General features: G+C 63.1%; 17 protein-coding genes. 9 read left to right on the forward strand and 8 right to left on the reverse strand.

The genetic code is table 11. The annotated features are described in order from the left end of the window. Positions 1 to 160: 160 nt before the first annotated feature. The 5 genes from HY921_05270 to HY921_05290 all read right to left on the reverse strand — a co-directional run bounded on the left by HY921_05270 (position 161) and on the right by HY921_05290 (position 9,815). Complete coding sequence (locus tag HY921_05270; protein ID MBI5630275.1) at positions 161 to 1,777, reverse strand: hypothetical protein; 1,617 nt, start codon at positions 1,775 to 1,777, stop codon at positions 161 to 163. Positions 1,778 to 2,063: 286 nt separating this feature from the next. Continuing rightward, positions 2,064 to 4,022, reverse strand: coding sequence for a hypothetical protein (locus HY921_05275; GenBank protein MBI5630276.1), 1,959 nt, complete (start codon positions 4,020 to 4,022; stop codon positions 2,064 to 2,066). 349 nt (positions 4,023 to 4,371) lie between these two features. Next, entirely contained in the window at positions 4,372 to 5,925 is a 1,554-nt protein-coding gene (locus HY921_05280; GenBank protein MBI5630277.1) for a tetratricopeptide repeat protein, read from the reverse strand. Continuing rightward, positions 5,922 to 8,843, reverse strand: coding sequence for a DUF3488 domain-containing protein (locus HY921_05285; protein MBI5630278.1), 2,922 nt, complete (start codon positions 8,841 to 8,843; stop codon positions 5,922 to 5,924). The genes HY921_05280 and HY921_05285 overlap by 4 nt, the downstream gene beginning before the upstream one ends. A 15-nt stretch (positions 8,844 to 8,858) precedes the next feature. Beyond that, a complete protein-coding gene (locus HY921_05290; GenBank protein ID MBI5630279.1) occupies positions 8,859 to 9,815 on the reverse strand; it encodes an AAA family ATPase in 957 nt (318 codons plus the stop codon). A gap of 172 nt (positions 9,816 to 9,987) precedes the next feature. On the opposite strand from HY921_05290, the gene HY921_05295 reads away from it, so the two are divergent. Beyond that, positions 9,988 to 12,564 (forward strand): hypothetical protein, encoded by a 2,577-nt coding sequence (locus HY921_05295; protein MBI5630280.1) that lies wholly within the window; start codon positions 9,988 to 9,990, stop codon positions 12,562 to 12,564. Positions 12,565 to 12,585: 21 nt separating this feature from the next. Here HY921_05295 and HY921_05300 read toward each other — a convergent pair whose 3' ends face one another. The 3 genes from HY921_05300 to HY921_05310 are packed head-to-tail and all read right to left on the reverse strand — an operon-like array spanning position 12,586 to position 16,252. Then, positions 12,586 to 14,784, reverse strand: a complete 2,199-nt coding sequence (locus tag HY921_05300; protein MBI5630281.1) for a DPP IV N-terminal domain-containing protein — start codon at positions 14,782 to 14,784, stop codon at positions 12,586 to 12,588. 14 nt (positions 14,785 to 14,798) lie between these two features. Continuing rightward, positions 14,799 to 15,542, reverse strand: coding sequence for a hypothetical protein (locus HY921_05305; protein MBI5630282.1), 744 nt, complete (start codon positions 15,540 to 15,542; stop codon positions 14,799 to 14,801). Positions 15,543 to 15,571: 29 nt separating this feature from the next. After that, positions 15,572 to 16,252 carry a hypothetical protein gene (locus HY921_05310; GenBank protein ID MBI5630283.1) on the reverse strand — a complete coding sequence of 227 codons (681 nt, stop codon included), beginning with the start codon at positions 16,250 to 16,252 and terminating at the stop codon, positions 15,572 to 15,574. A gap of 69 nt (positions 16,253 to 16,321) precedes the next feature. Here HY921_05310 and HY921_05315 point away from each other — a divergent pair, with 69 nt between their 5' ends. From HY921_05315 to HY921_05350, 8 genes are all read left to right on the forward strand, one after another. Beyond that, the gene (locus tag HY921_05315) at positions 16,322 to 17,053 is read left to right on the forward strand and encodes a cytochrome c biogenesis protein CcdA (GenBank protein ID MBI5630284.1); all 732 of its coding nucleotides are present in this window, start codon (positions 16,322 to 16,324) and stop codon (positions 17,051 to 17,053) included. Then, positions 17,050 to 17,556 (forward strand): TlpA family protein disulfide reductase, encoded by a 507-nt coding sequence (locus HY921_05320; GenBank protein ID MBI5630285.1) that lies wholly within the window; start codon positions 17,050 to 17,052, stop codon positions 17,554 to 17,556. Before HY921_05315 ends, HY921_05320 begins: the two co-directional genes overlap by 4 nt. Then, positions 17,546 to 18,379: a DUF1207 domain-containing protein gene (locus tag HY921_05325; protein MBI5630286.1), complete on the forward strand. Its 834-nt coding sequence runs from the start codon at positions 17,546 to 17,548 to the stop codon at positions 18,377 to 18,379. Before HY921_05320 ends, HY921_05325 begins: the two co-directional genes overlap by 11 nt. A gap of 13 nt (positions 18,380 to 18,392) precedes the next feature. Next, positions 18,393 to 20,990, forward strand: coding sequence for a DNA mismatch repair protein MutS (mutS, locus tag HY921_05330; protein ID MBI5630287.1), 2,598 nt, complete (start codon positions 18,393 to 18,395; stop codon positions 20,988 to 20,990). Next, the gene (gene mutL, locus HY921_05335; GenBank protein ID MBI5630288.1) at positions 20,990 to 22,756 is read left to right on the forward strand and encodes a DNA mismatch repair endonuclease MutL; all 1,767 of its coding nucleotides are present in this window, start codon (positions 20,990 to 20,992) and stop codon (positions 22,754 to 22,756) included. Before mutS ends, mutL begins: the two co-directional genes overlap by 1 nt. Before the next feature lie 272 nt (positions 22,757 to 23,028). Then, on the forward strand, positions 23,029 to 23,835 hold the full coding sequence (locus tag HY921_05340; GenBank protein ID MBI5630289.1) for an SDR family NAD(P)-dependent oxidoreductase: 807 nt from the start codon (positions 23,029 to 23,031) through the stop codon (positions 23,833 to 23,835). After that, complete coding sequence (locus HY921_05345; protein ID MBI5630290.1) at positions 23,832 to 24,605, forward strand: acetoacetate decarboxylase family protein; 774 nt, start codon at positions 23,832 to 23,834, stop codon at positions 24,603 to 24,605. Before HY921_05340 ends, HY921_05345 begins: the two co-directional genes overlap by 4 nt. Next, positions 24,602 to 25,864: an FAD-dependent oxidoreductase gene (locus HY921_05350; GenBank protein MBI5630291.1), complete on the forward strand. Its 1,263-nt coding sequence runs from the start codon at positions 24,602 to 24,604 to the stop codon at positions 25,862 to 25,864. The genes HY921_05345 and HY921_05350 overlap by 4 nt, the downstream gene beginning before the upstream one ends. Positions 25,865 to 25,867 lie beyond the last annotated feature (3 nt).

The following is a 25,867-nucleotide window of genomic DNA, read 5'->3' on the forward strand; positions in this document are numbered from 1 at the left end:
AGGGCCAGAGCCGAGAAATGCTCGGAGCCTTTCAGGGCTTGGCGAAACCCAGCCGCCATCTCGGGTTTCCCATTTCCTAGGAGGAAGGAGCGCACGTCGGGAGCGGCTGCCGCTCGACCTCGGCCCGAGACGGACAACGCAAGGCAGAGGAGAATGGCTCTCACAACACGAAAGGCGGCCGGCGGAACTCCACCCACCTCCGGACCTCGGCGTCATATTGGTAATGCTTGCCCTGCGACTCGCGGTAAAGATTCCCGTAATCAATGTAAATGCGCTCTCCTGACTGGGCGAGAGACTCCTCCTGCCAAGGCGCCATCTCATGGGCGGGGATCAAGGCCTCTTCCCAACGGTCCGTCTTGGGATGAAGGGTGTAAAGGCGGCTGTTAATGTAGACGTACTGGCCGTATCCGGGCGCCGTCGCCGGACTGGTGGTGAACCTGGGCCAGAGCTCTCCGATGCGCCGTGCCAAGGCGTCGCGCCAGGAAATCGCAACCAACCCGATAATGCCCAATCCTCCGGCCAGCCCCAGCGAGGCCATCCCAAGCCTATAATAACCGAACTGAAGGGCGGCCAATCCAACCGCGACCGCGATCACCGCTCTGACGGCGGCCAGGGGTATCAGCTTGGGATACTTCCGAAACACCGCCTGCAAGACTCTCAGCCTCTCGCCCGATCGGATGGACTGCAGCCCCCACAGATACAGGACGCCCGCAACAAGAGCCAGAAGGCCGAAAGGCAAAGCCACCGCAAGCCAGCTCTCCGGCCCGAGCCACTCCAGGCCCGCCGCGTAAGAGGCCACCACCGATAGAGGACTCGCCGCGAAAAACGCGATATGGTTCGGCCCCGGCATCCTGGAGGTATCATTCAAGGCCAGGACCTCGGCCGGAATCGGCCGGCCCACCCGGTCAAGCTGCTCCTCGAGCGCTGTGGTCGCGGCCTGGACTTGCTTGGCGGGTACGGGCCATGTATCTGCTCGCATCTGATGCAGGGCCGCCTCGGCCACGTCCTTGTTCCTAGCATTGAGCGCGATGGAGGCGTAAATCTGGAAGACCTTCCGGTTGTACTCCTCGTTCTCCGGCGAATCCGGCGCGAACCCCGCCCTGAGCGAGCGCAAGGCCTCTAGGCGCTCCTCAATGGGGAAATAGCCTTCCTCAATCGCCTCCTTGACGACTTGAAGCAGGCCCCCGGCGTAATGCCCGTAGCCCTGCCAATGATCGCTGTACTCCCGCGCCCGGCTGACCGCCGCGCCGACGAGCGCGGCCCGCGCTTGAGGGTCATACGTCTTCTTGAATTCCGATCTCAGACTCTCCGGAGACTCCAAGGCCTCCGCGGGAGCTTGGACCTTCTCTGGTGCCGGCGCTCCCTCCCCTCGAACCGCCACAGCTTCTGAAACAACCCCCGCTTCCACTCCGCCGAAATGCTCTAAAAGGATGCGGGCCGTTTTCAGAAGACCGTCCACGATTTCTCCCTCTTGGGAAGCGCGCGCCGCCGTCGCCAGCATGTTGCCTCCCAGGACCGTTTCCTCGAACCCGGCTATGTTCTCCAGGGGCTTGATCCAAGCATTCACCGCGTTGATGGCCTCAGGGGCGTCGATTTCTCCTCGCTTGACCGCGTCGGCAAGCTCGACCAGGGTCCTTCTCGCAACGTCCTGCATGTCGGGCATGGCCTGCCCCGAGGCGGCGGCGACCTCGGCGACAAGCTCCTCGAATAATATGGGATCTCCGCCGTTCATCGCCTTGATAAGGCGTCTATTGAATTCCGGCAAGGATGCCGACATCGCTTTCCCCAAAACGACCAGCATATGCCAGCTAAGGGGCGAGTTGATCCTTATCGCCTGCAATCCCGGGATCGCGGCGCCGCCCCTGCGCGCATTCTCCTTCGCTATGTCAAAAAATGTGGAACTCCAATCCGGGCCTTGCCCCGGCCGGAAGGAAGGCCCTCGCCAGGAAGATGTCGGCAGGGAGGAAGACCGCCCATCGGTCGCGGCGAAGCCCTGTTGGACGCAGATAAACGCGGATAAACCTAGAGCTAGGCAAAGGGAACTCTTCTTCATGCTGTTCTCCTTAAAGGATCATGGGCGGAAGCGGCGCTTTAACCCACTGCCGCGAGGCCGCTTCATAGGAATAATGCTTATCCCCCGAAGAACGGTAGAGCCTGCCGTCCTGCATATAAACTCGGTTGCCGTCGCCGTCACGCAAGTACTCGGCGGGTCGAGGGGCCTCGCCTCCGGCCGCGATAGGCACTTGCTCCCATTCATTCCATACCCCGTTGGGTTGATGCCTGTAAAGCCGGCCATCAACATAGACGTAGAGCTGATCCCCATCTAGGAAAGGCTCAGAGTTGAATCTCGGCCAAAGCTCGAAAATGCGCCGAGCCGCAGCAAAGGCTGTTTCGTTCCCGATCGTACCCGCGACGCCGCCTGAGATGCCACCAAGACCCATAAATAATAGGGTCAACGCACGGGAATCAAAATAATTGGCCGCCAATGCGGCCACGAGAAAAACCCCTGCCGTTCCAAACGCGATTAAACGGTCGCTATTGTTAACGGCCTGCCGGCGCTCCAGAAAGCTCAGACTGGACTCGGACGTAAAATCAGCGAGCCTGAACCCAAGCAAAGCCAACGCGCCGAGGACAAGCCCTACTGCCAAAGAGACGACTCCGTAAGACATGGCTGCCCCCCCGCTCAGCCCAGCCAGTCCCGCGGCAATGGCATGGCCGCCGGCCCAAGACATGGCGACGGCGATAAGCCTGGCGGGCACGCCGTCGCGAGCGCTGGTATAGCGCTGGGCGCTTTCCGCTTCCTTGGGGATGGGCCGCCCGACGCGGGCGATCTGGCCCTGGACCGCCGTTATCAACGGCTCGACCGTGGAGTCCAGGACCTCGCGCAGATTATAAAGCAGGTGCAAGCCGAATCGCTTCACCCTGGGGCTGCGGCTATTGAGAACTATATGCTCAAACACAGCCAAGGCTTCTTGCGTGATGCCGGGGGAATACTCCTCATTATGAAATCTATCCGGCTCTAAGTCTCTTGTATGAATTTCCATTTCCCACTCTTCAATTCCAAATTCATTAAGAGAAACGAGATCAGAAAAACCGTTCGCGATGGACTTGAGCGCCTGCTCCTGGGCTTCAGGAGAGAACCATGGTTCCCCGAACTGCTTGAGGACTCCGAGGACTTCGCGCGCGGCGTCCCTCTCTTGCGATGACAACAAATTCCGGGCCTTCATGACCAAGGCTTGGGCCAAAATTCTCTGGCTTTTGGGAGTCCCCAAATGATTATTCGCCAAACTGCGCAGCAAGGCAGTCTCCTCGGTAGCCAGGACGTGAGCGTCTGCTATTTGGCTCAATGGAGAGGAAAGTGCTTGCTTTGTCCCAACAACTTCGACAACGGGTTCGGGGCTTTCAGCCGAGACATAGGAATAACTTTCCTTCATCAAAGCTTGGGCTGTGCCGCGGAGATCCATGCCAATGCCCTGCTCTTGAGAATGCCGGGCTTGAGAGGCCAGCTTAATAGCCGGCGTGACGATATCCCTGAAATCCGCGTCATCTTCAAGAGCCTTAATCCCATCGACGGCCAAGAGGACCTGGCCGGAATCCATCCTTCCCTCCTCCGCGGCTGACAAGATGAGGGCGACATGCCTTGATACGATGCGCCGCATCTCCGGTTTGGCGGCACCGACCGACTCCAAAATAGCCTTTACCAGAGCGTCGCGCCTTGTTGGATCGTCAACGTCTGCCGGTTTTAATCCCTCAGGCAGATGTTCAATGACGGCCCGCAACAACTGATTTGCGAGAACCGCATCCAATCTGAGATTGGTGATGCCCGGGATGGAAAGCGGCGCATGAAGCGATGCCCCGCCGGCCATGCTGCCCCTTATGGCAGAGACCCAGGCTCTCGTAGGATTTGGAAAGGCATGAGCGCCGGAAATACCGGAACCCTCCCCTCTGTCGCCGGCGAACGCCCCTTGTACGCCGTTAAACATGATTAAAGCCAGCGCCAAGCGAAGCAATCCCTTCTCCATGCGTAACCCCCGATAATTCCTAGAAAACCCAACATAAATAGTGTAGACGGGATCGCGGGCGGGCACCTGGGCCGGATGGGGAAGCCCGGGAAGGAAATCGGCCTAGCCCTTTCTTGGGCCTTAAGGCCTAGTGCTCCCACCGGCTCATAATGCCCGCTTTGGGGGCCCGGATTTGAACTGGATGCCGGTTATCCACAAAACTTCCCGGGAAGTTTTTGTGGATAACGGATATGAACGAGCTGGCGCGACGCCGCAGGCTGCCAAAGCCGGGCCCCCGCTCTATGGAGGAACTGTCTACGCTTAAGATGTCGGAGATTTCCTTAAGAAGAGCGGCCGGCCAAAGCGGGCATTATGAGCCGGTGGGAGCACGAGTGCCAGGCATTAAGGCTCTAGCCTTCAACTCGAGCCTGCGGGACAAGGTGGGGTTCTTTTTTCTTGCTATCCTGGCGGCGTTGAGGTAGGGAAGCGGCCAGTCCGGCTGGAGCTGCCAGGCCCTCTCGTAGTGGCGGTAGGCCTCGTCCAGGCGGTTTTGGGCGGCCAGGGCGTTGCCGAGGTTGTTGTGGATGGGGGCGTCATCGGCGAGATTCAGGGCCTTCTCGAAGGCGCGCTCGGAGCCCGGGTAGTCCCGCCGCTGGTAGCGGGCGATGCCGAGATTGTTCCAGGCCAGCATGAAGCCCGAGTCCAGAGAGACCGCGGTTTCCAACTCCATGGCGGCTTCCTTATATTCCCCCGCCGAGAGGCAGGCGCTCCCCAAAGCCATGCGGGCTCGCGGGCTTTGCGGCGCGCAAGAGACGGTTTGCCGGGCCAAAGCCCTCTCGTCGCGGTAAAGGCTGTTGCGGTTGATGGTGACTAAAGCCCAAGCGGCGAGGAGAGCGTACGGCAGGGCCCGGGCGCACCCGCTCGGCCAGGCCAAAATCAGCCATAGGCAGAAGCCGGCCGAGGCGAAATAAAGGTAGCGGTCGGCCACGGGATTGTAGGCGTCAAAGGGCAGCAGGCGCAGAAAGGGCAGAAGCCCGAGCGCTGTCCAAGACAGCGCGAGGACTCGGGCGGGCGAGCCCCTGCTGATGAAAATCAACGCCGGCAGCAATAACGCCCCGCTCCAGCTCCCCAATTGGGCCGGCGTCCGCTCAAGGCAAAGCGGCGCCGGCCAGACGAGGGTTCTCATGTACCAATCCAGGTACAAAAGGGGATTCCCAGGCAAAACCGGGCGAGGGACGGGGAAGCGATGAAGGAAAGTAAATCTCATGACCAGATACGCCGCAGTGACGGCGATAAATGGGAGTATGGCTCTTCGTGATTGTTTATTTTCTTCTTTCAAGCACCGCTCCCATGCCGCGATCAGTCCGACCGTCAGCACTCCGGTTTCCTTTGATAGTAGTGAGCCTGCGCAGCAGGCGAGCGCCAGAGCCCTATTGCCTCCGATCCATGCCAATAGAGCCATCAATGAAAATGAGAAACTGAAGAGATGCCCCTTGAAGGACGAGAAGTTCAAAGTCTCGGTGTGGGTCGGGAAAAGAGCGAAAAGGAGGGCCCCGCTCAACGCGGGGCGGTCCTCTACTCCCAAATGGCGGGCAACCAAAAACACCAGCCAGGCGTTGAAGCCGTGCAAAAGAATCCCCGTTGAGCGATAGATGAGCGGAACCCCGTGCGTAAAATAATGGAAAAGCGTGACCAGAGGCTGATAGGTGGATTCCCGAGTCAAATCAAAGTACCGCCGGGAGCCGAGCTCCCGGATGAAGTCCCAAAAGCCCATCCGGAAGGCCGCGTGGTCCCGAACATAAGAAAGGTCGTCGCCCAGGATGGGGCCGCGCAAAACCGGGCCGTAAACCAGAAAAACCACCGCCAGCAGGACGAAAAATACCGGGCCCGATCGGGGCGAGAATTTTCGTCCGCCGTCCGTCATAGGCGAGACGACAGCTCCCGCCAGAGCCTCCGGGCCCGGAGGCTCTCCTCAGCGCTCAGCCCGCGCGGGCTGAAGCGCTCAAGGTAATAGAGCTCGGCCAGGGGGCCCAAGGCCGCCAGGTCCGGGCGGAGGCTCATGACCTCCCGGGCGTACTCCCGCGGAGTCCAGAAGGCCTTTCGCGGCAGGCCCGCCCTTTCCAGGGCGGCCTGGGCCTTGTGGAAAAGGCTTCGCGGGGCCGCGGACAAGAAGTGGCGCAAGAACAGGCGCGCCCGGGTAAGTCCCCACAGGAGAAGGCCTCCTGAAAGAATCCAAAGAGCCCTCTCTCCCAGGGACGCGATGACTTCGGGCCTAAAGACCAAGCGCTTGAAGGTGTTGCTCTGGGTCTGCTGGTCGTAGCCGATGACCCGGCGGTACCACTCGACCTGGAGAGCGTCCCAGTAGCGTTCCAGGCGCCTGGTGAAGACGTCGGCCGAGGCTGAGAAGAGGCTCTGGCCCGGAGTGGGATCCAAGGCTACCCAGCCCTGGCCCTGGATATAGGCCTCGACCCAGGCGTGGGCCTCCTCCTGGCGCACATCGTAGAATTTACCGAACTCGTTCCAGTTGTCGGCCAGAAATCCCGTGACCAAGCGCGCCGGGATCCCGGCCTCGCGCAGGAGCACGACCCCGGCCGTGGCGAAATACTCGCAGTTGCCGCGCTTGGAGTTGAAGAAGAAGTCTTCCAGGGATTTGTCCTTGGCGTCCGAGAACGTCGAGTAATGGTACTTCTTTCTAAGATGCGCCTCTATGGCCCGGGCCTTTCCCCAGTCGCTGGAAATATTTCCGGTAAGGGCCTGGGCGAGCCCCTGTACGCGGCCATCCTTGAATGGCGGAAGCTGGAGGAATCTTTCCGCCACGCCTGGATCCGAGGCAATCTTGAGCTCCAGCCTTCCCGGCTCGGGATCCGAGTAAACCCGGTAGCGGACGCCCGAGATGTACGGGGCCGCGAAGTAGGCGCTCCCCATGTGGTCGAAGTAGGCGGCCGCCTCGCCCGTCTCGACCATCCAGGGGGTGCCCACCGAGAACAGCACGGACAGGCTCATGGGGTAGATCATGAACTCGTAGGACGGGCCTCCCCCGGACGGGGGACGGGTCGGAAACAGGAGTTGGCCCGGCTGGCGCAGGGCCCAGCCCCGCCCCGAGGTGCTGGCATAGACCCGGCTCTTGAGCTGGTAGCGGAAATCCCGCGGTTCCTTGCTCCAGCGCGCGCCGTCGAAATGGTCCAAAGCCGATCCGCGCACGCGCAGGGGAGGCGGGTTGGCGGCCTGTATTTCCGGATAGGGCTTCACCTTCATGACCCGGGCCGAGGATTTCTTGAGCCTGCCGAAGAATCCCAGGCTCACGTTCTCCGTGAACCCCATGACCGAGGAAGACTTGACCTGGAGCTTGTCCACCGCGCTCAGGAAAGGATTCATCCGCTTAAAGCCTTCGACGCGCGGAACCGAGGCGAAGAGAAGGGCCGAGCAGGCCAACACCGCGGCAAGGCGGCAGGACAGGGGCCCGCGCCATGCCCGCAGGGCCTCCCAGCGGCCCCCGTGGGCCAAGGCCAGCCACAGAGCCGCGAAGCCCGCGTAGAGCAGGAAAAAGAGGAAATACCAGGGGCTGATGGTGAGCCCGGAGATCAGGAAAAAGGCAAGCAGAAAAATGAAGAAGCTCTGGCCGAGTTCATGAGTCTTGACCTCGTCCAAGGCCCGGTTGGCGATAAGGTAGATCAAGAGGTGGATGTTGGCCACCACCACGCCCGAGCGCTGAAGGTCCACGGCCAAGAGGTAAACAAGCACCAGAAGGGAGAGAGCGTTCCAGGCCCCGCGGGGCACCCGGGGCCATTTCCTCTCGTAAAGCAGCCAGCCCAGGAGAAGCACCGGGAGAATGGCGGTCGGCATCCAGGTCTGTATCTCGTCCACAAGAAAAAGGCCGAGGGAGACAAGCCCCGCCCCAAGGAAGGTCACGCGCCTCAAGGCCGTGGAGTCAACTATAGCCGCCGGCCAGGCCGGCGGCGGGGAGGAAGCCGCTCGCGGCTCCTTGCCGGGGCCAAGAAGCGCCAAGGTCTTGAGAATTCTCTCCAAGTGCAGAAGACCTTTGCCATAGTTCATACTTTCTTCCGGCGTCACGAGACTTACCTCGGCCCCGGCGTCGATATAAAAACGGCAGGCCGCGGCCGCGGCCTCGATGCAGCGCTCGCCCTCGGGCCCGGAGGCCGTCTCGACTTTCACCGCGACGCGGCCCGTCTCGAAAGAACAAAACTCGTTGATGAGCGGCCTGCCGCTCCGCGCCGTCAGCTTCCAGTTGATGAGGCGGGAGTCGTCGGAACGGTCGTACTCTCGGATGCCGAAAAGCTCGTCGCCCCTTCCCCGGCTCAAGGTTGGCCGACCCTCGGCCCGAACCCCAGCCTCGACCTCGGCGCCGGAGCGGACCTCGGGCATTCGGGGCAGGGCCAAAACCTCCAAGCCGGAAACGGCGCGGCGTATTAGAAGAAGCCCGAAAGGGAACAGGCTTTCCAAAAACACGCCCTCGACATGGTTGCGCCCCCGATGGAATGGCCTAAACCGCAAGGTTCCGGCCGCGAGGCCCTTCGCCGAGACTTCATCCCAGGACAAGCGCTGCCCACCGTGCGAAAGAAGTATTCCGTAAGAGGACCATCGGTCGGTATTTTCCACAATCACGCTCAGGGAGCATTCGCAATCGTGGAAGGCCAGGCCCGGCGGCTCGGCCGTCACGCGCAAATGCTTGAGATTGGCGCGGCCGGCCAGAAATGGAATCAGGAGCGCTGACAACAGGAGGGAGAATAGGAGATAGAGGAGATTATTCCCCGTGGTCGCGGCCGACATGAGGCTCAAGGCCGCCATGAACGCGCACGCCCAGCCTGAACGGGTCAGTCTCATATAATTGGAAGAAGTCTACGGGGCGCTTACGGCGCGCAGGATCGTGCGCACGGTTTCCTCCGACTCGGCGATGCGCGCGATCCCATAAAGGCTCGAGTCGAGAAGGAGGCGATGGGCGACCACCGGCGCGGCCACGGCCTTAATATCGTCGGGAACGCAGTAGTCCCTGCCCGCCACCAAAGCGTGGGCGCGGGCGGCCCGGGCCAGAGCCAGGGCTCCGCGCGGGCTCAGCCCCAGGCGAATGGAAGGGACCGAGCGGCTGGCCTCGGATATCCTCACGATGTAGTCGAGGATATCCTCGTCCACCTTGACCGCGTCGGCCTGCTGCTGCAAAGACAGGACATCGTCCTTGCCGAGGGCGGGCTTGAGGCTTCTAAGCTGGACGGACAGGTCCTTCTCCCTTAATATTTTTTTTGCGTCCTCGGGCGAGGGATAGCCGATTTGCAGGCGCATGAGAAAACGGTCGAGCTGGGCCTCGGGCAGGGGGAAGGTGCCGTGGTACTCCACGGGGTTTTGGGTCGCGATCACGAGGAATGGCGAGGGCAAAGCATGGGTCTTGCCGTCTATGGTCACCTGCAAATCGTTCATGGCCTCGAGCAGGGCCGATTGGGTTTTCGGGGTGGAGCGGTTGATCTCATCGGCCAGGACCACGTGGCTGAATATCGGCCCGGGCTTGAACTCGAACTGCGTGTCGCGCTGGTTGAAGACCGAGAGCCCCAGTATGTCGGAGGGCAGGAGGTCGTTGGTAAACTGGACTCGCCGGAAGGAAGCCTCGATGGAGTGCGCCAGGGCCACGCCGAGCAAGGTCTTGCCGATTCCCGGCACGTCCTCGATCAGGAGGTGCCCGCGCGCGACGAGAGCCGTGACGGTGAGCCTCACGACCTCCGGCTTGCTCACGAAGACCTGGGAGATGCAGCCCATGAGCCTTTGGATCTTCTCGGCGGCGGGCGCGGCAATGGTCCTTTCCGGCATTTCTAAAGTATGTGCCGAATCAAGATTTTTGTCAATGGAATTTACAAGAAATTAAGCCTGACACCGGTCTTTAGGCCTACGCCCGCATGAGACCCTTGCCTTGGAACTCCTGGGACCAAAGCCCCACTTGAAAGCCAGGCGCTTTTGGCAGAATTCCCCCGCGGAGGAATCCATGACGATGAAACTGACGAGAGTCTTTTTAGCTTTTCTGCTTCTTTCCCAGCCCCTTTCCGGCTGGGCCGGCCTGGCGGGACGCCCTGGCGCGCCGGGCCAACCCCGCAGTTTCGCCGAGATCACCGGAGCGGCTCTGCGCCACGCGCCGGACCCGGGGCCGGTACAAGGCACGATTTGGTACGTCTACTCGAGCCCCGCCGAGCTCAAGAGGGCCTCGGCCATGCTGGAGCGCGTCCAAAAGGACAATCCCAACGCCAAAATCGTGGCCTTGGAGCAGACGAGCGTCGTTCCCTTTACTTATTCCCGCAAGACCAAGCAAACTCACCCGAACACCACTCCCGCGGCCTATGAAGCCCTCTGGAAGCGAATGCAGGCGGAGCAAGTGGACGGCGTGCTGGGCTCCAACCTCGACATTTACGAGTACTTCGACGGCTTGAGGGACAAGGAAAAGGAAATAGCCTTCGACATTCCTTTCGGCATCGTCGGCCGCCGTTTCGTCTCCATAGACCGCCCCCGAACGTCCCTCGACCCCAAGAAATTGAGCGACCCGAAAAGCCTTCCTCATGAAAAAGCCCTCCATCTCACCGCGCGCCCCGAGGCCTTGGTCGGCCGGCTGGGCGGGCTGGAGGTCCGCGGGTCCAGCCTCAAACAGGTGGCCTCCGAGGCGGCCGGAATCAAGGGCGAGGGAGACGCCTACGCCGATCTCTCCGGCTTGAAGGCGGCTCTGTCCAACATCAGCCTGGCGCTGGCCGGGCAGGTGGACCCAAAGCATGTCAGGACCATCCGCGAGAAGGCGCATCTCTTGGCAAAGTACATCGACCACCATAACATAGACGTCCTGGTCATCGAAACCCAGGAAGACTCCGAGATCGTGGGGCTCATGAAGAAGATGGGCTACCACACGGGCATGCCGGTGATCTGGAACCACACCAACGCCCCGGCCGACCCCAGCGGATTGAACATGGCGGCCTATCCCGGAGCCTGGCTCGGCCAGGCTCCTTACGTCCAGGCCGCGTCACGGCCCACCCTCGAGGCGGCGCTCAAGGAAGCGCCCTTGGTCGAGCGCCTTCCCTACAATTTCATGGACGTCGGGGGAACGTCCATCGAGGATTTCGAACACCAGCTTAACGGCATTCTTGACCGAATCATCCCGCCTTCGCGCAAGTCCGGAACCTACGATATCCACCTGATGCTCACCAACGGCAACGGCCAAAAGAAGAAGGGAGACCTCAACGCCTACGGCCACTTCGCCATGGCCGTGAGAGGTCCGGACGGCAAGATTTGGGTGTGGACCGTGCAGTACAACGATGGGGGCTCCTTCACCGGCGGCCTGGGGCCCATACAGCAGATGAGCTTGGCGGAGTACCTCTACGCCATGTGGCGCCTGCCCGGAGCCACGGGGCAGCCTCCCGCCTTCGGCCAGACTTCGACGGCGGACGTGCTCGACTTCATCCTGCACGGCATCACCGAGTCCCAATACGCAGCCCTGCTGAATATGGCCATGAACCTCAACTCCCGCCATTTATCAGGAAAGGCCCATTACGACTTCACGGGATTCGACAACTGCATTGGCATCATCACCCAGCTCCTGCGGGCGGCGGGATTCGCCATCGTGGAATCCGGCACGCAAACCCCGGCCGACAAGACCGTGGAATTGATGCGGGGATTCACGAGGCGGCTCCTCGACAACCTCATCGGGCCCATGGACTTCAGCTTCATCGTGTTCGAGCGCCCGACCCACGCCAGCCCCAGCGGCTGGCGAATACAGAACACGCCCCTGGGCACTCCCTACCTTTATTTTGATAAGCCCTGGAAAAACATGACCTGGTGGGAGCGCGTCAAGACCGTGGCGAGGATCGCCGTCAATCCCCTGGGATTTACCAAGGTCCCCGCCATGATAGAGGCCTTCGCCGGCATGGCCCCGCACCGCGTCGTGGTGGGCCCGCAGAGCCGCACGCTCGAGGTCAAGGACAATCCAAGCTCCCCCATCGTCCTCCTCCAACGCACCCAGGCCGAGCTCGAGGGCTTGGAGCCGGAGATGGCCGACGTGGGCCGGCGCTTCTATGCGGCCCAGCAAGCCATACTCAAGCGCCTACGGGAAGATACCTGGAAGCACTGGCGCTACATGGGCATCTCGGCTGAGAAGCTGCGGGATCTCGTCCCCGCTGAGGAGCAAGCCGACCTCGACCGGGAGCTCGCCGATTACGATAGGCTGCGCGCCGAGCAGGGTCTCAAGCTCCTCGACCAGCAGATCGCCCTGCGAAAGATAGACTTCCTGAGGCTCGAGATCGCCGACCCCATGCGCTGGCACTCAAGCGAGATGGAGCCCGTCCGACGCGCCGCCGCCGAGGCCGCCCGCCTGCGCGAGACTTTGGCCCGCGCCCGGCGCGCTCCGACCCGGGCCGAGGTCAAACGCCTCGACGACATCAACGCCATGGTGCACAACCGCCTGGAGAGGCTGCGCCGCAAAATTCTCCAAGAAGTCGGGACCGTGCCGCCCAATGACCTCATCCGCGCCTTCAGGCCGGTGTCCAACGACCTGCTCCGACAGTTGAGCAATATGCGGTTGAAGTAGCCCTGGCGGTGTTGGCCACCGTCACTGCAGGTTCTGAATAAAGAACCTCGCCAGGCGCTGGTTGAGGAGGACGATCACCTGCGGGTCGGGGACCATGTGGGTGAAGCTCGCCAAGGGCAGGAACTCGTGGTCCCTCCCGGCGCGGAACAGGGCGTCGGAGAGCTTCAGGCTGTGCATGAAGTAGACATTGTCGTCGGTGGTGCCGTGGATGAGCAAAAGGGGCCGGTTCAAGTCCTTGGCGTAGCTCAAGGCCGAGCTTTTGGCGTAGCCCTCGGCATTCTCCTCGGGCAGGCCCAGGTAGCGCTCGGTGTAATGGGTGTCGTAGTCGAGCCAGTCGGCCACCGGGGCCCCCGCCGCCGCGGCCTGGTACACCTCGGGGCGCTGCATCGCGGCCATGGCCGCCATGTACCCGCCGAAGGACCAGCCCATGATCCCCACCCGCGAGCAATCAAGCTCGGGGTAGCGCTCGCATAGGCCGCGCAGACCCTGCACCTGGTCCTCCAGGGGAACTTGGATGAAATTGCCCTTTATCGCGCGCTCCCAGTCGCGGCCGCGGCCGGGAGTCCCCCTCCCGTCCAGGGAAACCACCACGAAGCCCTGGTCGGCGAACCACTGCGGGAGGAGATAGCGGTCCTGGGCCGCCAAGACCATCGCCCCCCCGGGGCCGCCGTAAACCTGCACCAGAACGGGGTAGCGGCGGCTCGAATCGAAATTCTCAGGCCTGACCAAGGCCGCCCGGAAATTCTGGGGCGCGGCCGCCTCGGTCAGCTCCACGTTGGGAGGGTAGGGCGGGTTCTCCGCCAAGGAGTGTAGTTCGGCCAAGGCCTTGCCGTCCTTGTCGTGGACCGTGTACTGGGGCCCCTGGAAAAGCCCGCGCGAAATCAAGACATGGCGCCCGCCGTTCTCGGCGAAAACCGCGTCGTGGAGCCCCGGCTCCTGGGTGAGGCGCAGGACCTCTCCCTTGTTCGGCGGCAGGGAAACGCGGTAGAGGTGCCCCTCCAAGGGCTCGGTGCTGGCTTGGACGTAGACAAAGCCGTCCTGGGCGTCCACGCCCGCCACCTTGCGAAAGCCGAAACCCTTCTTCGCCAAAGTCCGCTCCAGATCCCCCTTGGCCGAGCGCAGCTCGAGCTCCCACTCCCCCCGGCGCTCGGAGGCCCACAGAAATCCCGTGCCGTCCGCCAGCCAGCGCGGCATCCCGGGGGCGAGGTTGAGCCAGGTCTTGTCCGTCTCCTTGAGGAGAACTCGGGTGGTTCCGCCGGGAAGATCCACCGCCAAGAGCTGTTCCTCGGTCTGGGGCCGGTTCTGCACCAGAATCGTGAGGGGAGCTTGGCCCTCCCACTCGACGGCGGCGAGATACGGAAATTTCTCGCGGTCCCAGTCTATCCAAACCGTGGGTCCGCCGGTGACCGCGATGAGGCCCAGGCGCACCTTGGCGTTCTTCCTGCCCGTTCTAGGGTAGAACCAAGATTGGACCGCCTTCTCTGGATTCTTCAGGTCGGCGATATGGAACTCCTCCAACCCCTCGCAGTCGGTTTGCTGGTAGGCGAGCCATTTGCCGTCCGGAGACCACCAGAAGCCCCGGCCGCGCCCCATCTCCTCCTGGGCCACGAACTCGGCCTCGGCGTTGGAGACGGTCTTGCCGGCGCCGAAGGTGATCTTCTTTTCGGCTCCCGAGGCGGGGTCGGCCACGTAAAGCTCTCCGTTCTTGGCGTAGGCCACCTTGGAGGCGTCCGGGGAGAACTGGGGATCTATGGGAGAGCCCGGGTCTCCCTTGAGTTCCAGTATCTTCCCAGAGGAGATCTCATAGACGAATAGCCTGCCCGAGAGCGGCACGAGAAGGCGCCTGCCGTCCTTGGAGAGCCGGTACGAGGCGATGCCCTTGGCGACCAGCCTTTGACGTTCCCGCCGGGCCGCTTCCTCGGCCGTCAGAGTCTCCTGCTGGCCGGCCAGAAGCTCCTCCGCGCTCAAAAGCCTGCGCTCCTGTCCCTTTTCGACGTCGAACTCGTAGAGATCGCGCGTGAAGCTCCGCGGCCCGGAGCGCAGGAAATAAACATGGCGGCCGTCCGGTGAGACCAGGATCTCGGCCGGACGGCCGAGCGCGAATCGGTAGGTAGCGGCGTACTGCTCCAAGTACTCGGCGTTCTCGAGAGTCCAAGCCCGCGCCGGGCTTAGGAACGGCAGGAGGACCAGGCCCGCCAGGAAACGGCGCCTTGCCAGCATCAAGCCGCCGCGTTTTAGAAGGAAACCGTGATCTGGCCGCCGCCGGGGCAGACGTACTTGACCTGATCGTAAGGGCTGTTGGGCAAGACCAGCTGTATCTCCCGCCGGACCTCGCGTCCGTCGCCGCAGCGGTAGACGCAATCATGGCCAACGATGTCCTTGAGAACGCAGACAGCGGATTGGGAGGCGGGGGCCGCCTGGTTGAGCGTCCTTCCCTCCTCGGAAAGGGCCACTTCCAAGGATACCTCGGGGCGGCTGTAAATAGAGGCGTCCCAATCCCGGGACATGCCCCAGACTTTCACCGGAACTGTGATCGCCGGGACCTGAAGTTTCCGCCCTTGGTAAAATAACTCTGGCTTTCCCGCGATCTCCTGGGTCTCCGGACCCGAGACTCCCCCGCTTCCGCGGTGCCCGAAGCCGGCCACGAAAACCTCTTGGTCCAGAACGACGAAGCCCTGGATGCTGTTGTCCGCGTTCTTGAGCTCGATCTTCCCGTAAAGGGGAAGCCAGCCGCTGAAGTACTGGCTGTCCGGGTTCGAGCTCGCGTACAGGCTGCCGTAGCCCTGGAGCTCCCCGGAGCCCGCGACCTTGACCACTTTTGCCACGGCGACGGCCTTGGGAGCCTCGATGCCGGCCTCATGGCGGCCCTCGCTTAGGATGTGGCGCAGTCGGGTCATTACATCCACGGCGGGCTCGGCGGCGGAAGCGATCGAAAGGCCCAGGCTCAGGACGGCGGAGAAAATCAAGGCTCGGCGCATAAAGATCCTCCTAAATATGCGGAATAATATCATATACCACTTTTGCGCCTCCCCAAGCGAATCCTCACCGCGGCGCCTCCGCCCTCGGCGCCGCGAACTTCCAGCTTCCCGCCCAAGGCCTCGATGGTTCTTCCGGCCAGGGCCAGGCCCAGGCCCAGGCCCTTGGGCTTGGTTGTGAAGAAAGGCTCGAACAGGGAGGCCTTGGCCTTTTCGGAGAACCCCGGCCCGGAGTCGCGTATCTCGATCACGGGCGCGGCTCTCTCTTGAAAGACGCTCACGCGCAGACGCCCCCCCTCCGGCATGGCCTCAACCGAGTTGTCAAGGATCCTGCGCAAGGCGTCCTCGAAAGCCATGGAGTCCATCGGGACCTCGCAGGCGCCCGCGCCGATCTTTTTCTCCACTCGAATGTTCTGAGGGAAATGATAACGGCTCAAGGCCTGCTCCACGCAGGGCTTGAGCGGCAGGGGGACGAGCTCGAACTGGACGGGCCTGGCCCAGGACACGATGTCCGATATTAGGGCGTCGGCGCGGGCCACTTCCGAAGCGATGATATCCAGATGCTTGCGGACCTTGGGGTCCAGGGATCCGCCCGCCTCCAGCTTCGCCTTCAGGAAATACCCAGAGTTGTTGATCACGGCCAAGGGGTTCCGGAGTTCATGGCCCACAGCGGAGGCCAGGCGCCGCAAAAGGGCTTCATCCATGGCTGCCATGGGAATATGATACAGAAAAGGCGTGGGCGGGTGCATGCCCCGCAAAAATGTTACACTCATCCCTCGGTCATGACCTTGAGCGTCTCTGCCGGAACCGCTTTTGCCGCCGGAATCGCATCCTTCCTTTCTCCCTGCGTCCTGCCCCTGGTGCCGGGCTATATTTCCTTCCTCTCTGGACTCTCCTTGGAGGAGCTTTCGCGCGGATCCGACCGCCGTCAAGCGCTGGCCAAGGCGGGCCTGGGCTCCGTTTTTTTCGTCCTCGGTTTCTCCCTCGTGTTCACCGCTCTGGGCGCCTCGGCCTCGGCCATCGGCCGAGTCCTCTCCCAGAACCTCCCCCTCTTGAGCAAGCTGGCGGGAGTCCTCATCATGGCCTTCGGTCTGCACATGACGGGACTCGTCCCGATCCGCTGGCTCTACTACGAGAAACGCCTTTCATTAGCCCGATTCCCCTCAGGCTATGGAGGATCTTTTCTCATGGGACTGGCCTTCGCCTGCGGCTGGACTCCCTGCATCGGGCCGATCCTTGCCTCGATCCTGGCGCTGGCCGCCACGCAGGAAACGGTCGGAAGGGGCATGCTTCTGCTTTTCGCCTATTCCCTGGGCTTGGGGATTCCATTCATCCTGACCGGCTTCATGGTCAACGCCTGCCTCCAGCTTTTCGCGCGCTACAAGCGCTATATCCGCTGGGGCGAGATCGCGGCCGGGGCCCTGCTCATCCTCGTGGGAGGGCTCGTGGCCGGCAACCGTCTGACCTGGCTCATCCAGTATCTGCCCAAGTCCCTCTCCCAATTCTCCCGATGAGCCGCCGCCTTCTGACGGCCTTGGCGCTCCTCGCCCTAGGCGCCGTTCTATTCGTGAGCCTCAAGGAAACGCGCCGCGAGAGCGAAAGCCTGGAAATCGCCCCGCCCTTGTCGCTTCCGGACCTGAACGGAAAAACGATCTCCCTGGAAAGCTTCAAGGGGAAGGTGGTCTTGCTGGATTTCTGGGCCACCTGGTGCGAGCCATGCCTCGAGGAGCTCCCGGACCTCATCGCCTTGCACGAGAAATTTCAGGAGAGAAGCTTCGCCCTCATCGGGGTTTCCCTGGATCCCTTGGGAGCCAAGGCCGTTCGCCCCTTCGCTCGAAAAAATAAAATCCCCTACCCGATCCTTCTGGGAGACGAGCTGCCGCCGGCCGGCTACTTCCTGCGCGGCATCCCCACAGCCTTCCTGATAAACCGGGAGGGCCGCATCGTCAAGCGCTATCTCGGCCCGCAGACCTTCGCGGACCTGGCCAAAGACATCGAGGAACTCCTTGACCGCTAGAAAAACGTTGTTGTCGCTTGCTTTCGCCCTCTCGTGGATCGCGGGCCCGGTCTCGGCGACCGTGGTCTCGGAAATGTTCCCCAACGCCAATGAGCTCTTCGCGCGCCTCCTGGCCGATCCTCGGCAAATCCAGCTCTCGGCCGCCTACTACAAGCTCAACGGCAACAACAGCGCCGACATTTCCCTCGGCCACAGCTGGGGCATGGCGCGCTGGCACAGCACGGACAGCCTGTGGTTCTGGCAGTGGAACATCGAGGGCATGGCCTTCTCTCGCTTCAAGCTCTCGGGGGCCGTCAATGAGTTCCAGACCGTGGACTTCTTCGCCAACGTCCCCCTCGAGGTCCGCCACGGCATCTATTCCGGAAAATTCATGCTCTTCCATGAAAGCTCGCATCTTGGCGATGACTACATCCGCCGCACCAGCAACACGGGATTTCGCTACAGCGTGGATGGACTGAGGGCCCTGTTCTCGGCGGAGCCATGGCAATTTCTAAGAGGCTACGGAGGCGCCACCTTCCTCATGCACAGCATCCCCTCGCCCAAGAGGGGGGCTTTGCAGTACGGCTTTGAGCTCTCCAGCCCCGAGTACAACGCGCTCAGGGACACCCCGGTAAAAGCATATCTTGCCCAGGATTTCCAGTTCCACGAGAACGTCTCCTGGAACATGAACTCGAGGACGGCCATCGGAATCAACATCGGGTTCAAGGAAGTGATCCGCTCCATGCGCCTTCAGATAGGATACTTCAAGGGCCACTCCCCCTACGGGCAATTCTTCGCCGTTCCAGAGCAATACACCGACATAGGCATCAGCTTCGACCTTTAGTACAATACACGCCATGCCGCAGCCGCAAACCCTGCCGGACACCCCCGTGATGCGCCAATACCAGGAGCTCAAAGCCCTCTACCCCGAGGCCATCCTGTTCTTCCGCCTGGGGGATTTCTACGAGATGTTCGCCGAGGACGCCCGGGATGCCTCGCCCCTTTTGGGTCTGGTGCTCACCTCGCGCCAGGGCGCGCCCATGTGCGGCGTGCCGGCGCACAACAGCCAACATTACATCGCCAAGCTCCTCAAGGCCGGGCGCAAGGTGGCCGTGGCCGAGCAGATGGAGGAGCCGGGCCTGGGCAAGAAGCTCGTGCGCCGCTCGGTTACCAGGCTCATCACCCCCGGAACCGTGATCGAGGACGAACTCCTGGAGCCGAGCTCCGCCAATTTTCTCGCCGCCATCGAGCTCGACGTGGTGGGCTGGGGCGCTGCTTGCCTAGACGTCTCCACGAGCGAGTTTTGGGCGACCCAGGCCCTGAACGACCGGGACTGCCGCAAGCTCATCGACCTCCTGGCGCGCCTGGGGCCGGCCGAGGTCGTGGCCTCGCCGGCCGCGGCCGCCCGGCTCAAGCTCAAGGAAATTCTTCCCGCCAAGGCCTGCCTCACGCCCTGGGAGATCGCCCCCGCCCCGACCAGGAAGGACTGGGCCCAGAATCCGGTCTGGGCCAACCACCCCCTCGCCCTCAAGGCGGCCCAGCTCGCCGCCCAGTACGTGCAGAAAACCCAGTTTCACCTGACCGATGTGCTGTCTCCCTTGTACCGCGAGTCCGGCTCAGAGATGCAGCTCGATGAGACCGCGATAAGGACGTTGGAGCTCGTGGAATCGGCCGACGGCGAGAAAAAGCGCAGCCTCTGGGGCCTGCTCGACTCCTGCCAGACCCCCATGGGCAGCCGCAAGCTCAAATCCTGGCTCCTGCATCCCTCGACCGACGTGGCGGAGATAGCGCTCCGCCAAAACTCCGTGGAGGAGCTTCTGGCCAATCCCGAGGCGAGGACGGGCCTGGCCCGGCTTTTGCGCGAGATCGCGGACCTGCCGCGGGTTTCGAGCCGTCTGAGCACCCGGCAGGCCTCCCCACGGAACCTGGGCGCCCTGCGCCATTCCCTCTCCCAGCTCCCGGCCATGGAAGCCCGGCTCTCCCAGATTCTCTTCACCTCCGGCTTGGCGGTCCTGGCGGCCAAGCTCAAGGACCTGGCCGCGCGCCTGGCCCCGTGCCGGGAGACCCTGGCCCGGGCCTTGGCCGACCATCCCCCGGCCCGGCTTTCCGATGGCCAGCTCATACGCGAGGGCTACCACGAGGAATTGGACGAACTCCGGTCCCTCAAAACAGACAGCCATGGGCACCTCTCGCGCCTCGAGGCCTCGGAGCGCCAGGCCACTGGGATAGGATCGCTCAAGGCCGGCTACAACTCCATTTTCGGCTATTACTTCGAGGTCACCAAGGCCCACCAAGACAAGATTCCGGCGCGCTACACCAGGAAGCAGACCTTGACCAACGCCGAGCGCTACATCACGCCGGAACTCAAAGAGCTCGAGAACAAGATACTGGGGGCCGAGGATAAGATCCTTCGCCTGGAGGCCAGGCTCTTCGAGGCCCTGCGCGGCGAGGTCCTCAAGTACCACGACCAAATCCTGGCCTTCGCCCAGCTCTTGGCCGAACTCGACGTGTTCCAGTCCCTGGCCCAAAGCGCCGCCATCCATGATTTCGTCAAGCCCCAAGTAGACCTCTCGCACGACCTCGACATATCGGAGGGAAGGCATCCAGTCCTCTGCGCCCTTCTTGCCTCGGGCACCTTCGTCCCCAACTCCCTGCGCTTGGACGGCCGGGATCCGCAAATCATGATCTTGACCGGGCCGAACATGTCGGGCAAAAGCACCTTCCTCAGGCAAAACGCCCTGATAGCGCTTCTGGCCCAAATCGGCTCCTTCGTTCCGGCCAAATCCGCCAAGATCGGCTTGGTGGACAAGATCCTCACCCGCATCGGCGCCCAGGACGCTTTGACCCAGGGCGCCTCAACCTTCATGGTGGAGATGACGGAAACCTCCCATATCCTCAGGACCGCGACTTCCCGCAGCCTCCTCATCCTCGATGAGGTCGGCCGCGGCACCTCCACCTTTGACGGGATCTCCATCGCCTGGGCCGTGATCGAGCACCTCCATGCGGCCTATAAGAGCGACGCTGAGGGCCCACGCGGTCCGAAAGTGCTCTTCGCCACGCATTATTTCGAACTCACCGAGCTCGGCCGGGAGAGGGAAGGCATCGTCAACGCCAACGTGGAGGCCAAGGAGTGGACCGGGGCCGAAGGCCGCAGCGAACTCGTTTTCCTGCACAAAATCTCCCCCGGGCCCGCGGACCGCTCCTACGGCATCCAAGTGGCGGCCCTGGCGGGACTTCCCGCCAGCCTGCTGACCCGCGCCCGAGAGATACTGACTTTCCTTGAAAACGAGTCCGCCGCCGGGCGGCTCACCGGAGCCCAAACCCCGGGGCGCGCCCCGGAGCTTCCCCTTTTCACCGGTCACCCCGTCCTCGAGGCCTTGCGCCTTATCAATCCCGAGAACATGACTCCGCTGGAGGCCTTGTCGGCGCTCTCGGAGCTCAAGAAAAGGATCTGATGCCGAGCATTCAACGCCTTTCCCCGGAAGTTTCGAGCCAAATCGCGGCCGGAGAGGTGGTGGAAAGACCGGCCTCCATGCTCAAGGAACTCATCGAGAACTCTTTGGACGCCGGGGCCTCGCGCATCGAAGTCGAAGTCGCGCAGGCCGGCAAGAAATCCCTGCGCGTGAGCGACGACGGGCACGGCATGGAGCCGGAGGACTGCGCCAGGAGCCTGGAGCGCCATGCCACGAGCAAAATCTCGTCCTTGGCCGACCTCGACCGCCTCGGCACTTTCGGCTTCCGCGGCGAAGCCCTTTTCGCCGTCGCGGCGGTCTCGCGCCTGAGCCTGGCGAGCTCCCAGAGGGGTGCTGCCGCGGGCTGGAAAGTGGAGGCCGCGGCGGGCCGAATATTGTCCTCCGGGCCCGCCCCGGCGGCGCCGGGGACCACGGTCGAAGCCCGCGATCTGTTTTTCAACACCCCGGCCCGGCTCAAGTTCCTAAAATCAGACTCCTACGAGAAGGGGCGCCTGATCTCCGTTCTCGAGGAGGCGGCTCTCGCCAACCCCGAGGTCCATTTCTCCTGCAAGTCCGAGGGGCGCAAGGCCCTCCTCTTCGCGGCGGAGAGATCCCCCGATCCCGTCGAGAGCCGCTTGAGGCGGGCCGCCGCCGTCCTCGGCCCGGACCTTTCCGATGGACTAATTCCCGCGGTCGCCGAAAGGCCGGGGCTCAAGCTCTGCCTTTTCCTCTCCCCGCCGGAAAGACCTTCCGCCTCGCGCTATTTCCAATTCTGGCTTCTCAACCGCAGGCCCATCGCCTCGCGCCTCCTTCAGCAGGCCCTTTACCGGGCCTACGAGGAGCATCGTCTGGCAGGCAAGCACCCGGTGTGCGTGGGGCATTTGGAACTCTGCCCCGACTCCTTCGACGTGAACGTGCATCCGGGCAAGCGCGAGGTGCGCTTCAAGTCCGACCGGGATATTTTCGAGGTCGTCTCGGGCCTGGCCCGCTCAGCGCTGTTGAAGGCCCAGCGCGCGGGGGCCCTTTGGGCCGGAGCGCCCGCGGCCCCGGCTTTGGAGGTGCGGGAAGCGCCGCCGGCCTACCGCGGCGGCCCGGCGGCCGCTTTGGAGCCCTTCCTGGGGCTCCAGACTGTACCCTCTCAGGCCTTGGCCGCCCCCGAGAGCGCCCCGGCGTGGTTCACGCCGCCCTACCGTTATCTGGGGCAGATCGAGAAGAGCTATCTTCTCTTCGAGGCGGCGGGCGGCCTCTTCATGCTGGACCAGCACGCGGCCGCCGAGCGAATCCTCTTCGAGAAACTGATGGCCGAGATCGAGGAGGGCCCGGCCCGGGCCCAGAATCTCATGCTCCCCCTCTGCGTGGAGCTCCCGGCCTCGGCCGTGCCCAAGGTCCTGTCCAAAAAGGAAAGGCTCGAGCGCCTGGGATTCACGGTGGAGCCCTTCGGAAAGACCGGCCTGCGCGTGTTGGCCGTGCCGGCGCTTATCGGCAAGGACTCGGAGCTCAAGGAAGTCCTCCACCGCCTCGTGGATTCCCTGGGCGACCCCGTAAACGCCGCCCAGGAGGCCCGCCACGACGCCTTGGCCACGGTCGCCTGCAAGGCCGCGGTCAAGGCCCACGATCCCCTGGGGCCGGAGCAGGCCTTGCGGCTTCTCGAGGACCTCAAGGACTGCCGGGACGGCTCCTGCTGCCCCCACGGCCGGCGCGCCATCCTGGCCATGAACCGGGAGGAGTTGGCCCGCCGCTTCCAGCGCCCCGGCGCTCCGCCGTTGTAGTTTCTCGACGACAAATAGGCCATTTTTGGGCCTTGACATCCCGGCTATTAGTGCTATACTGAACTTGGGGGTGCCAAGGCAGTCGAATTAAGCGACGCTTGCCTTGGCACCTCCGGCTTTTTAGGGGTCTCGAGAGAAGGCCCAGCCGGAGACGTACTTGTGGATGATGCTCGCGACCAAGCTTTGGTAGGGAATTCCTTCCTCGACCTGACGAGCTCTCAGTATGACAATCATCAGCGTTTAGGCTGGGGCGGGTTATGTCTAATGGACCCGTGATGAACCTCAAGGGCAAGACCGTCCTGGTCACCGGCGCGGCCTCCGGAATCGGGCGGCGCCTGGCCCGGGACCTCTTCTGGAACGAGGGCAGCCGCCTCATACTCGCCGACATCGACGCGGAGGGGCTGGAGGAGCTCGAAAACGAACTCGAGCCGCCGGGGGAGGGAGACCGCGTCGAGGCCGTCGTCTGCGATATCGCCTTGGAGGCGCACGTCGAAAGGCTCGCCCGCGCGGCCGGCGGCGGTCCGATAGACGTGCTGGTCAACAACGCGGGAGTAGCACGGCTGGGCTCCTTCGAGAACGGCGACTTTCGCGATTTCGAACGCGTTATCGCGGTCAATCTCCTGGGCACGGCCCGGGTGACCAAGGCCGTGCTGCCCCGACTGCTCAAAAGCCGCGAGCCCTTCATCGTCAACGTCGCCTCCATGGCGGGCTTGGTCGGGGCTCCGGGGATGAGCTCCTACGTAGCGTCGAAGTTCGCGATCGTGGGGCTTTCCGATGCCCTGCACGCCGAGCTCGAGGGGCGCGTAGGCGTCGGGGTTGTCTGCCCCACCTTCGTGCGCACCAACATCGCGCAAAACGCGCCGGGCAGGGCGGGCTCTTTTCTGGCCGCAGTCGGGTCCAAACCCGCGAAAGTCTCGACGGCGATCCTGCGGACGATCAAGGAGAATAAGAGGCTGGTCCTGGTCAATCCCGACGCATATTTCTTCTACTATCTTCACCGTTTCTTCCCGGGCTTGAGCGAGACCCTGGTGAGCGCGGGCTATAAAATGCTCCAGGCCGCCGGAGTCGTGGAGGCGTGAGCTCCCGGGATTTTTTCGGCCCTTACCTCCAGGAGGACATCTCCATCCGCGGCGCGGCCGCAAAATCCCCCCTGTTTTACCGAGACCTGCACATGATGGGAGCTGTTTTCACGGCGCCCCTCGGCCGCCTGAGCGCGGCTCTTCCCCGCGGGGGCCCCGCCCCTTTGAACGTTCTCGGGCGCGGGTTCGTCGCCGTCCATTGCCTGGAGTACAAGGACACCGACATCGGACCCTACAACGAGGTCTCTCTCTCTATCGCGGTGCGCCGCGGCTGGCTGCCGCTGGCCTCGCTTTTCCAGGCGGCCCGCTCGCTTTGGCGGCGGGAATTCCACGGCTACGTCTCGGCTCTGCCGGTGACGACGACGATAGCCCTGCACGGGGGCCTCGACTACTTCAATTATCCCAAGTACCTGGCAGACATCACCTTCAGGGAGACGGCCGGACATCGGGTCTGCACTTTGCGCGACAAAGAGAGCCTGGACGTCATCCTGGAGTTCGAGGGGCGAAGAATCCCGACCCGGAACCGCGCGCCCAGGGACCAGAACCTGACGGCGATGTTCTCTTATCCGGAAATCGCCGGACGCCCCCATCGGGCGACATTCCTGGTGAATCACATCGAGCGCGGCTCCCGTTTCTTGAGCGGCGCCAGACTGCGCCTGGGCAGCCACCCGCGATCCCAGGCCTTCGCGGAGTTGGGCCTGGGCCCCTTGGCGCACTACCTGTTCGCCCCCAGATGCCAGGCGATCCTGTTCAGGCCCGAGCCCCTGTGAACGATGGCAAACAGCGCGTCGCCGTAGTCGGGGGAGGCATCGCGGGCCTGGCCGCCGGCTATTACCTCTCTCGCAGGCATGAGGTCTCCCTCTTCGAGAAGTCCGGCCGCCTCGGCGGCAACGCCTACTCCTACAGAACCCCCGCGGGAGACTTCCTGGACGTCGCGGCGGCGGCGTTCGGCAAGGCCGGCTACAAGAACTTCTACGCCCTCCTGGATGAACTGGAAATACCCACCGAGCCCTGCCCGACCTCTTATTTAAGCTTCCACAACCTCGACACCGGGGAGGGGCTGTATCTCACCCCATCGGTGGAAGGAGCGCTCTGCCAGGGCCTGAAGCTCCTGCGCCCGGCCAACCTGGCGAGCCTCGCGAGGCTCTTCCTGGGCCTCAAGCGTGCCCAACTGCGGCGCTCTCGGGGCCGGCTTTCAGGCGAGACCCTCGGCGGCTGCCTGGAGGGACTGCCGGAATTCTCGGGAGACGCCGAGATCGCGTTTCTCTCGGCGCTGAGCCTTCTCTCCTCGATGGAAATCCACGAGCTTCTGGCCTCGCCCGCGGACTTTTTTCTCGACAAGCTGCGGACGCACCATGACGTGATTTCGCCCAAGGCCTTTTATTCCGTCCGCTGCGTGCGGGGAGGCACCCGGCGCTACGTCAATTCCCTGGCCGCGCCATACCGCAAGAGGATACGGTTCAACGCCAGTATCGCCGCCATCGAGCGCGGCGCGGGGGGCGGGACGACTCTGGTCCTGGAGGACGGCTCGCGGGAGGCCTTCGAGGCGGTGGTTATGGCCTGCAACCCGGACCAAGCCCTGGCGCTCCTGGCGCGGCCGACCGCTCTCGAGCAGGAACTATTGGGCGCTTGGCGCTACAAAGAAGGTCGGGTCGTGGTCCATCGCGACCATTCCTCCTTCCCTCCCCGGCCCTTGATAGGAGCCTACACCTTCCTCTACACGCTCAGGGCCGGGACAATGCGGACTTCGGTCAACGGCGCCCTCTGGCACGAGCCCCAAGCTCCCAAGGATTGCGACTTCATCAGCGCCCAGCATCCCAACTATCCCATCCGGCCCGATCTCATCGCCCTCGATACCAGGCTGCGCACTCCCCTCTTCGACTTCGCGTCCTGCGCGACCATTCCCCTCCTGCCGCGCCTCAATGACGGAGGCCCCGTCTACTACTGCGGCAGCTACTTCGGCCACGGGCTCCACGAGGACGCCGTGGCCTCGGCCAAGCAGGTCGCCCGGCGCTTGTATTGCCTTTAGCCG

Source organism: Elusimicrobiota bacterium (assembly GCA_016218575.1).
Lineage (GTDB): Bacteria > Elusimicrobiota > Elusimicrobia > UBA1565 > UBA9628 > JACRDN01.